This window comes from Thauera sp. 28 (assembly GCF_000310145.2).
Lineage (GTDB): Bacteria > Pseudomonadota > Gammaproteobacteria > Burkholderiales > Rhodocyclaceae > Thauera > Thauera mechernichensis.
Window position 1 is genome coordinate 1 of record NZ_AMXA01000054.1, and the last position, 9,395, is coordinate 9,395.

At 66.7% G+C, this 9,395-nt stretch carries 12 protein-coding genes; all 12 read right to left on the bottom strand.

Annotated features, from left to right (window positions below; translation table 11 throughout):
* Positions 1–1,032 (bottom strand): AsmA family protein (locus tag C662_RS19035; protein ID WP_002933623.1); only part of this gene is annotated, 1,032 nt, incomplete at its 3' end.
* Between the two features lie 13 nt (positions 1,033–1,045).
* On the bottom strand, positions 1,046–1,981 hold the full coding sequence (hprK, locus tag C662_RS19040; protein WP_002933626.1) for an HPr(Ser) kinase/phosphatase: 936 nt from the start codon (positions 1,979–1,981) through the stop codon (positions 1,046–1,048).
* Complete coding sequence (gene ptsN, locus C662_RS19045; protein ID WP_002933632.1) at positions 1,950–2,435, bottom strand: PTS IIA-like nitrogen regulatory protein PtsN; 486 nt, start codon at positions 2,433–2,435, stop codon at positions 1,950–1,952. The genes hprK and ptsN overlap by 32 nt, the downstream gene beginning before the upstream one ends.
* A 136-nt stretch (positions 2,436–2,571) precedes the next feature.
* A complete protein-coding gene (gene hpf / locus C662_RS19050) occupies positions 2,572–2,895 on the bottom strand; it encodes a ribosome hibernation-promoting factor, HPF/YfiA family (protein WP_002933639.1) in 324 nt (107 codons plus the stop codon).
* Between the two features lie 17 nt (positions 2,896–2,912).
* A complete protein-coding gene (locus C662_RS19055; RefSeq protein ID WP_002933644.1) occupies positions 2,913–4,379 on the bottom strand; it encodes an RNA polymerase factor sigma-54 in 1,467 nt (488 codons plus the stop codon).
* Positions 4,380–4,401: 22 nt separating this feature from the next.
* The gene (gene lptB / locus C662_RS19060; RefSeq protein WP_002933647.1) at positions 4,402–5,124 is read right to left on the bottom strand and encodes an LPS export ABC transporter ATP-binding protein; all 723 of its coding nucleotides are present in this window, start codon (positions 5,122–5,124) and stop codon (positions 4,402–4,404) included.
* Positions 5,111–5,560, bottom strand: a complete 450-nt coding sequence (gene recX / locus C662_RS19065) for a recombination regulator RecX (protein ID WP_002933650.1) — start codon at positions 5,558–5,560, stop codon at positions 5,111–5,113. The genes lptB and recX overlap by 14 nt, the downstream gene beginning before the upstream one ends.
* 16 nt (positions 5,561–5,576) lie before the next feature.
* On the bottom strand, positions 5,577–6,608 hold the full coding sequence (gene recA / locus C662_RS19070; protein ID WP_002933652.1) for a recombinase RecA: 1,032 nt from the start codon (positions 6,606–6,608) through the stop codon (positions 5,577–5,579).
* Positions 6,609–6,758: 150 nt separating this feature from the next.
* Entirely contained in the window at positions 6,759–7,247 is a 489-nt protein-coding gene (gene pncC, locus C662_RS19075; protein WP_002933654.1) for a nicotinamide-nucleotide amidase, read from the bottom strand.
* A gap of 4 nt (positions 7,248–7,251) precedes the next feature.
* Positions 7,252–7,734 carry a phosphatidylglycerophosphatase A family protein gene (locus C662_RS19080; protein ID WP_198291786.1) on the bottom strand — a complete coding sequence of 161 codons (483 nt, stop codon included), beginning with the start codon at positions 7,732–7,734 and terminating at the stop codon, positions 7,252–7,254.
* A gap of 78 nt (positions 7,735–7,812) precedes the next feature.
* Positions 7,813–8,772, bottom strand: coding sequence for a thiamine-phosphate kinase (thiL, locus tag C662_RS19085; protein ID WP_198291916.1), 960 nt, complete (start codon positions 8,770–8,772; stop codon positions 7,813–7,815).
* A gap of 81 nt (positions 8,773–8,853) precedes the next feature.
* Positions 8,854–9,390, bottom strand: a complete 537-nt coding sequence (gene ubiT, locus C662_RS19090; protein WP_037985139.1) for a ubiquinone anaerobic biosynthesis accessory factor UbiT — start codon at positions 9,388–9,390, stop codon at positions 8,854–8,856.
* Positions 9,391–9,395: the final 5 nt, after the last annotated feature.

The window sequence follows — 9,395 nt, forward strand, 5'->3', positions numbered from 1 at the left end:
GCCGACACGCAGGCGGCCGTCGGCAGCGAGCGTGACGAGCGCGCTGGGGTTGCGCGCTGCCGCGGTTGCGGCGCCGGCCGGGGCGGGCGCGACCTGTGCGCCGGCGGGCAGGTAGGCGTCCAGGTCGAGGTTGTCGATGTCGAGATCGAACTGAATTGCGGGGCGCGTGGGCTCGGTGACGGCAACGCGGCCTTCGATCCGGGTGTCGTCGACGATGGCACGCAACCGTTCGAGCACGATCGAGTCGGCGTCTGCGCGCAGCGCCGCTTCGATCTGCCCCTGGGGCCGAATGCCGTCACTACGGCCGAAGCGCACCGACAGGTCCGATAGCTCGATCACCTCGTCCTGGGGACTGATGCGGACACGCGAGTCGATTGCGATGTCCATGGGCGCGCTCATCCCGCTGCTGCCCAGCGTGAAGCTGGATTGCAGCGGGAAGGGTGCTCCCGGCCTGATCTCGCTTGCCTGAAGCTGGAGCTTGGTGAGCTGCAGCTGGGTGTTGTCGCGGAGATCGGTCCACGACACGCTCGCCCCCTGGATGTCGATGCCTCCAATCGCGAGTGCGAGTGCGCCGGCCGTCGTCGCGGTGTCGCCCCGGGGCGCTGCGGCTGGCGCACTCCCCGCAGTGTCCGCGTCCACCGTCGACCAGTTCGTACGCCCGTCGGCCGCACGCACCAACTTGAGGGCGAGGCCGTCGATGGCGATGCGGTCGATGTCGAGTTCGCCGCGCAGCAGTGGCAACAGGCGTGCGCGGGCCTGCAGCCTGGCAATGCGGGCAAAGGGGGCGTCGCCGAAGCCTGGCGCATCGGCAAGGACGGCGTCCCTTGCCTCGATGCCCAGCCATGGATGGAACGAGAGATTCAGGGTGCCATCGATCTGCAGCGACCGACCGGTGTGGCGCATGAACTCGGCGGCGATGCGCTCGCGGTGGTCGTTGGCGTCGAAGCGCAGTGCGACCCAGGCGGCAAGTGCAGCGACGAGCGCGATGAGGATGCCGATCGTGATCAGCAGATAGCGTATCGGCGTTCTCATCGCGCCGCCTGCATCAGTCTTCCGGCGGCGTCATCGCCCGCGTCTGGCGTTCGATGAAGTCCTGGGTCGAATCGATGCCACGCAATTGCAGGATGGTCGAGCGCACCGCAGCCTCGAGCAGAACAGCCAGGTTACGGCCAGCCGCAACCGGCAGCACGACGCGTGCAATTGCAACGCCCAGGATGTCCTGGACCTCTTGCTGCAAGGGCAGGCGGCTGGGATCGCCGGGGCCCGGCTGGCGGCGCTCGAGGTGGCAGATCAGGCGCAGCCGCATCTTCCGGCGGCACGCCGTTTCACCGAAGATGGTGCGGATGTTGAGAATGCCCAGGCCGCGCACTTCGATGAAGTCCTGCAGCATCTCTGGGCTGCGCCCCTCGAGCACGGTGGGAGCGATGCGCGACAGTTCGACGACGTCATCGGCCACCAGGCCGTGACCGCGGGAAATGAGCTCCAGCGCGAGCTCCGATTTGCCTGCACCCGAGTCGCCGGTGATCAGTACGCCCAGTCCGAGCACATCCATGAACACGCCGTGCAGCGAGGTCTTCTCCGCCAGCTCGCGCGACAGGTAGAGCCGCAACTGGTCGATCACGCTTGCCGATGGGTGGGCTGCGCTGAACAGTGCGACGTCGTGTGCCACGCAAACCCCATGCACGATATTGGGAACTTCGCAGCCGTCGGCGACGATCAGGGCTGGCGGGTGCGCAGAGCAGATCTCGTTGAGGTGGTGAGCAACCTTGTCGTTTGACTGGCGGCGCGCCCATTCGAGCTCCGCCGCGCCCATGACCTGCAGCCGTGTGGGGTGGATGAGGTTGAGGTGGCCGACGAGATCGGCAGGCCACATGCGGTCCTCGGCGACCGCGAGGCTCGCGCCGAGGTTGCCGCTGATGTGGTTCAGCTGCAGGTTGTCGCGATGCGCCTCATACAGCCGCGCGACGCTGGTCTGCCGCATCGGCGCCCCAGTTCATGAACATCTGGTGGATATGGTCCGCATCCGGCGCGGCTTGCAGCGCTTCGCGGAAGCCGCGGTCGCTGAACATCTGAGCCAGCTCGGAGAGCAGTTGCAGGTGGGTCTCGTTGGCTTGCTCGGGGACCAGCAGCACGAACAACATGTTCACCGGGCGGCCATCGGGCGAGTCGAACTGCACCGGGCTCGCAAGGCGCAGGAACGCACCTGCCGCCTCCTTGAGACCCTTGATGCGCCCGTGCGGAATCGCAATGCCCTGGCCGAGGCCAGTGGAGCCGAGGCGCTCCCTCGCGAACAGGCTGTCGAACACGGTGCTGCGCCCGATGCCCTGATTGTTTTCGAACAGCAGGCCCGCCTGCTCGAAGACGCGCTTCTTGCTGCTCGCGTCGAGGTCGACCACCACATTGGACAGTGGCAGGAGTTGGGATATCAGGCTCATTCGCTGGAGGGTTCGCGCAATATCGCAGGCATTCCGGTCGCAGGGTGCGACCGGCCGTCCCGGGGCATGCTGGCGCCGCGTCTTGGAAACGGGCGCATTATAACCATACCCCGGACGTGGGGCTGAAACGAAAGCGTCAGGCTTCGGGGGCCTGGTGCTTGATCGTCTCGTGGTTGTGGTCGGCCAGTTTCTGCTTGTACTTCTGCACCTGGCGGTCGAGCTTGTCGGTCATCGCGTCGATGGCCGCGTACAGGTCGGCATCATCGCTTTCGACGAAGATGTCCTTGCCGCGCACGTGCAGGGTGACCTCGGCCTTCTGCTTGAGCTTCTCGACCGAGAGGATCACCGCGACACTGGTGACGTTGTCGAAGTGACGGATGACGCGATCAAGCTTGGAGGTGACGTAGTCGCGAATGGCCGGAGTGACTTCGACGTGGCGCCCGGTGATGTTGAGATTCATGTTGACTCCTGTTTTTGTCAGATGGATTTGCGCAGGCTGACCGGCGGGATATTGAGGGATTCGCGATACTTGGCGATCGTGCGCCGTGCGACCACGATACCCTGCTGGCCAAGGACTTCGGCAATCTTGGCGTCGGACAGCGGCTTCTTGCTGTCCTCGGCGTCGACCAGTTGGCGAATCAGCGCGCGAATCGCCGTGGACGAGGCCGCTCCACCGGTGTCGGTGGCGACGTGACTACCGAAGAAATACTTGAGTTCGAACACCCCGCGCGGACTCGCCATGTACTTCTGCGTGGTCACGCGCGACACGGTGGACTCGTGCAGCTCGAGTTGGTCCGCGATCTCCCGGAGGGTGAGTGGCCGCATTGCCACCTCCCCATGATCGAAGAACTGCCTCTGCTGGTCAACGATGGCCTGGGACACCCGGAGGATGGTGTCGAAGCGCTGCTGCACGTTCTTGATCAGCCAGCGTGCCTCCTGCAACTGTCCGCTCAGGCCGCCACCCTGGCCGCGGTTCTGCTGCAGCAGGCTGGCATACAGGCGGTTGATGCGCAGACGCGGCATTGCCTCCTGGTTCAGGCTGACCGTCCACCGCCCGCGCAGCTTGCGTACGACCACATCCGGCAGTACGTAGCGCGTCTCGGCGTTCGAGTAACGCGAGCCGGGGTGGGGGTCGAGGCTGCAGATCAGGGCATGGGCGGCGCGCAGGGCTTCGTCGTCGCAGCCGGTCAGCTTCTTGAGCTTGACGAAGTTGCGCTCGGCGAGCAGCTCGAGGTGCTTGTCGACGATCTCGAGCGCGAGCGTGCGCGTCGCCGAAGCCGGCAGGGTACGGAGCTGCAGCGACAGGCATTCGCTGGGGCTGCGCGCGCCGATGCCTGCGGGCTCGAGGTTCTGTACGTGGCGCAGCGCGATGCTCAGGTCATCGACATCGACGTCGGCATCGTCCGGAAGCAGTTCGAGGAGCTCATCGAGCGGCTGGTGAAGGTAGCCGTCGTCATCCAAGGCTTCGATGATGAAGCGCACGAGGGCGCGGTCGCGGTCTGACAGCGGCGACAGCGACACCTGCTGGTCGAGGTGTTCACGCAGGGAGACGCCGGCCGCCTGCAGTTCCTGGTAATCGACGTCGTCGTCGTCCTCGCTGCGGCTCGATGCGCCGCTGCCGACATTGGACCAGTCCATGCCTTCGTCGGCGCTGCCATGGTCGGCATGGTCGCCGGCGTCGCTGTCCGCAGCGCTGGCTGGCGCCTCGGGGGTGTTCGCCTGTTGCTGTCTGGCCTCGTGTTCGGGGGGGCTGCCCGGTGGAAGCGGTGGTACGAACTCGACACCGTCGCCGTCGCTGCGCTCGAGCATCGGGTTCTCGAGCAGGAAGCGCTCGATCTCCTGGTTCAGCTCGATGGTCGACAGCTGCAGCAGCTTGATCGACTGCTGCAGCTGCGGCGTCAGGGTAAGGTGCTGGGAGAGCTTGAGCTGGAGGCTTGGTTTCATCGCTGTCGACGCGCGCGCGGATTCACAGGCGGAAATGCTCGCCCAGGTAAACCTGGCGCACCCTTTCGTTGTCGATGATCTCGGCCGGTTCGCCGCTTGCCAGTACCCGGCCCTCGCTGATGATGTACGCACGATCGCAGATGCCGAGCGTCTCGCGCACATTGTGGTCCGTGATCAGCACGCCGATGCCGCGCTCCTTGAGGAAGCGGATGATCTTCTGGATGTCGATCACCGCGATCGGGTCGACCCCTGCGAAGGGTTCGTCGAGGAGGATCAGGCGCGGGTCGGTTGCAAGTGCGCGCGCGATCTCGCAACGTCGGCGCTCGCCGCCGGAGAGTGAGACGGCGGTGTTGTCGCGCAGGTGGTTGATACCAAGCTCGAGCAGCAGTTCGTCGAGCCGAGTTTTCACCTGGTGCGCCTCGAGCCCCTGGAGCTCGAGCACGGCACGGATGTTTTCGGCCACGGTGAGCTTGCGGAAGACGCTCATCTCCTGCGGCAGGTAGGACAGGCCCAGACGCGCACGAGCGTGGATCGGCAGGTGGGTGAGGTCGGTGCCGTCGAGGTTGATCTGGCCGCCGTCGGCACGGACCAAGCCTACGATCATGTAGAAACAGGTGGTCTTGCCGGCGCCGTTGGGGCCGAGCAGGCCGACGACCTCGCCCGAACCGACCTCGAAGCCGACGTCGTGGACCACGGTGCGCGCCTTGTAGCGCTTTTGCAGGCTGGAGACCTTAAGCAGACTCATCGCGGGGTTCTTTCAGCAGCTTGCGGATCAGTTCGGGTGCAAAGCCGCGGGTTTGCAGGAAACGGGCCTGGCGTGCCCATTCGCGCGCATCCGCCGGGGCCGCCTGGAAGCGGCTGCGCAGCACTGCGCGGGCACGCTCCAGTTCCGATTCTACGCACTCCGTGGCGAGTGTTGCCTCGATCAGTTCACGGTCGATCCCGCGCCGCGCCAGCTCGCTGCGCAGCCGGCTGCCGCCGAAACGGTTGGCGCGGGTGCGCACGTAGGCTTCGGCGTAGCGGCTGTCGGACTGCAGGCCGAGCTCGCCCATGCGCTCGATCACTGCCTGCACCTCGTCAGTCTCGCCGTGGGCGGCCAGCTTGCGCGCCAACTCCGCGCGCGAGTGGTCGCGGCGGGCAAGATGGCGAAGCGCGCGTTCGCGCAGGCTGGGGGCGCCCATGGTGTCCTGGCTTGGCTCAGCTTTCCGTGGCCGTTGTCGGTGCCGCTGGCGGCAGTTCGGGCAGGCCGACGGCGACGCGGACCTTGTTTTCGATTTCGCGCGCAAGCGTCGGATTCGCACGCAGGAATTCGCGTGAGTTGTCCTTGCCCTGGCCGATCTTGTCGCCCTGGTAGGCATACCAGGCGCCCGACTTGTCGACGATCTTGTGTGTCACGCCCAGATCGATGATCTCGCCCTCGCGCGAGATGCCTTCGCCGTAGAGGATGTCGAAGTGGGCCTCCTTGAAGGGGGGCGAGACCTTGTTCTTGACGACCTTGACTCGGGTTTCGGAGCCGACCACCTCGTCGCCCTTCTTGATCGTGCCGGTGCGGCGGATGTCCATGCGCACCGAGGCATAGAACTTGAGTGCATTGCCGCCCGTGGTGGTCTCCGGGCTACCGAACATGACGCCGATCTTCATGCGGATCTGGTTGATGAAGATCACCAGCGTGTTGGTGCGCTTGATGTTGGCGGTGAGCTTGCGTAGCGCTTGCGACATCAGGCGCGCCTGCAGGCCGGGGAGCTGGTCGCCCATCTCGCCCTCGATCTCGGCCTTGGGGGTGAGCGCGGCGACGGAGTCGACGACGACCACGTCCACGCCGCCGGAGCGCACCAGCATGTCGGCGATCTCGAGCGCCTGCTCGCCGGTGTCGGGCTGAGAGATAAGCAGGTCCTGGATATTGACGCCAAGCTTCTCCGCGTAGCCGACGTCGAGCGCGTGCTCGGCGTCAATGAAGGCTGCCGTGCCGCCCAGCTTCTGCATCTCGGCGATCACCTGCAGGGTCAGCGTGGTCTTGCCCGAGGATTCCGGGCCGTAGATCTCGACGACCCGGCCGCGCGGCAGGCCACCGAGGCCGAGCGCGATGTCGAGGCCGAGCGAGCCGGTGGAGACGGTCTGGATGTCACGTTCGACGTTGCCGTCGCCCATGCGCATGATCGACCCTTTGCCGAACTGCTTTTCGATCTGGGAGAGCGCGGCGGCGAGGGCCTTGGCCTTGTTGTCGTCCATGGAGGTGCGTCCTGTGTGATTGGCGGATTATGGCACAAAGATTGCAGGCATGCGGACGGCCGCGCCTGATGCCGCTAGTTTAAGACGTGTATGAAAATACAGCAAACGGCGGAGTTGCCGAAGCGGACGGGGCAGGCTCGCGTCAGTGCGTCAGTGCGCCAGTGCAAGTACGCCCTGCAGTGCGCGGATCACGGTCTGTCTGCGCACGGCGCTACGATCGCCGGCGAAATGCAGGGTCAGGGCGCTTTGCTCGCCGGCGCGCAAGGCCCAGCCGATGCACACCGTGCCCACGGGCTTGGCCGGGCTGCCGCCGCTGGGGCCGGCAATGCCGGATACGGCGACGGCGACCGTGGCGATGCTGCGATCAAGTGCCCCGGCGGCCATCTCGCGAACGGTGGCCTCGCTGACCGCACCTTGGGTTGCGAGGGTGTGGGCGGATACGCCCAGCATGTCGATCTTGGCTTCGTTGGAGTAGGTGACGAAGCCGCGGTCGAACCAGGCCGAGCTGCCGCCGATCGCGGTAACGGCCTCTGCGATCCAGCCGCCGGTGCAGGACTCGGCGGTCGCCAACTGCCATCTGCGTGCGCCGAGCGCCTGGCCGACCTGTTGGGCGAGGGTGTCGAGTTCGGTGTCGGTCATGGCTTTACGCGCCGACGATGGCAACCAGGATGGCGAGTGCGAGCAGGGTATAGCCGGCCGCGACCAGGTCGTCGAACATCACCCCGAAGCCGCCCTTGAAACTGCGATCGGCCCAGCGTACGGGGGGCGGTTTGACGATATCGAAGAAGCGGAACAAGGCCACCGCGACCGCCTGCCAGAGCAGGGTTGGCGGCGTGAAGGCCAGCACCAGCCAGGTGGCGACCATTTCGTCCCACACGATCCCGCCGTGGTCGGGCACGCCGAGTGCGCGCCCCGTGCGCTCGGCGGCCAGCACGCCGGCGATGAACAGGGCTGCGAGCAGGGCAAGGAACACGAACTCGGACAGTGGGACGCGGATCAGCGGGTAGAGCGCCCATGCGAGCAGCGTGCCCATGGTTCCCGGCGCCCAGGGCGACAGGCCGGAGCCGAAACCCAGGGAAATGAAGTGGGCGGGGTGGCTCATCATCAGGCGAAGAGTGGGGCGCATCTCGTGATCCGATCTGTGTTGTTCGACGCGTGCTTGCGTACCAGGAGGGATTGATTCTGGCGAAATGGTCGCAGTACATCAGGCAAAGTGATCGTAGCCGCTGGGCGCGAGCGGGGCCAGCGTGCCGTCGGCTTCGCGCATGTGGATGCTGCCGCTATCAGCGGTGAGGCTGCCGATGCGGTGCACGGGCAACTCGAGCTCTGTGGCGAGCGCCCGTACGGTGTCACGTTGCGCAGTGGCGGCGCAGAAAAGCAGTTCGTAGTCGTCGCCCCCCGCGAGCAGGCAGTGTCTGCACAAGACCGGGTCGGCGCCGGTTGCAAGCAGGCGGGCCAGCGGCAGCGCCGCGGTTTCGATCAGCGCACCGGTGTGCGAGCGTTCCAGAATGTGGCGAAGATCGCCGAGCAGGCCGTCGGAGACGTCCAGCATGGCACTGGCCACGCCGCGCAGCGCGCGGCCGAGGGCGAGCCGGGGCTGTGGGCGTTGCAGTGCGGCGATGCAGGCGCGCCGGCCGTCTGCGTCGAGCCTGGTCCGCCCTTGCAGGGCGGCGAGCCCGAGTGCAGCCAGGCCGGGCTGGCCCGATACCCACAGGTCGTCACCGGCGCGACCGCCGTCGCGGGTGACGGCCTCGCCGGCGGCCGTCTCGCCGATGATGGTGACCGACAGCGTGAGCGGCCCGCGCGTGGTGTCGCCACCGGCGAGGTCCACGCCATGCGCATCGGCACAGGCGAAGAAGCCGCGCGCGAAAGCCTCGATCCAGGCTTCGTCGGCAGCTGGCAGGGACAGCGCAAGGAAGGCCCAGCGCGGTTCCGCGCCCATCGCTGCGATGTCCGAGACGTTCACCGCCAGGGTCTTCCAGCCGAGATCTTCGGGGTCGGTGTCGGCGAAAAAATGGGTGCCCGACACGAGCATGTCGGTCGATACGGCGAGCTGCATGCCCGTGCGCGGCTGCAGCAAGGCGGCATCATCGCCGACGGCGAGCGCGGTGTGCCGTGTGGCGCGAGTGAAGTGACGCTGGATGAGGTCGAATTCGGAAGGCATGACGCGAAGTGAGGCGGCTGCCCGCATGCGGGCGGGCGCCAAGCTTAGCGCACAAGTGCGCTGCGCGCGCCGTTGCCGGACTCAGCGTGCGCGCAGACCCAGGCGCGCCTTCAGACTGTCCCAGTCCACCGCGTCGAGCGTGTTCTTGACCAGCAGGCCGAGGTCGGTGTCGCCTTCCATGCGCAGGCGGCGGCTGAAGAACAGCGTGTCGGGATCTTCCTCGCGCAGTGCGAGCGCGATGAAGTCGCGCGTGGTGGCCGAGATCACCAGGTCCGGCTTGCGTCCCGCAGCTGGAACGGCGCGGCGGAAGCCGCGCTCGCCGAGGCTGAAATCGAGCGTGAGTCCGGCATCGAGTACGCGCATCTGCAGGTGGCGTCCGCCGAGCGGTGCCAGCGTGTCGCGCGGCAGGATGCGGCCAAGCGCGAGGTTGAGCGCTGCGATCAGGGCATGCGTCGGCGGCTGCTGCGGCAGGCGCGAGATCAGCCTGGCCAGTGCCGTTGGCACCGTGAAGTCCGGAATGCGGAAGTCTGCCAGGCTTTGGGCAATGCGCTGGCGCAGGCTGCCGGGCAGGAGTTCGGCAGGCAGGGGCGGGCGCGGCAGGGTGGGCAGGGTGGGCAGGGCGG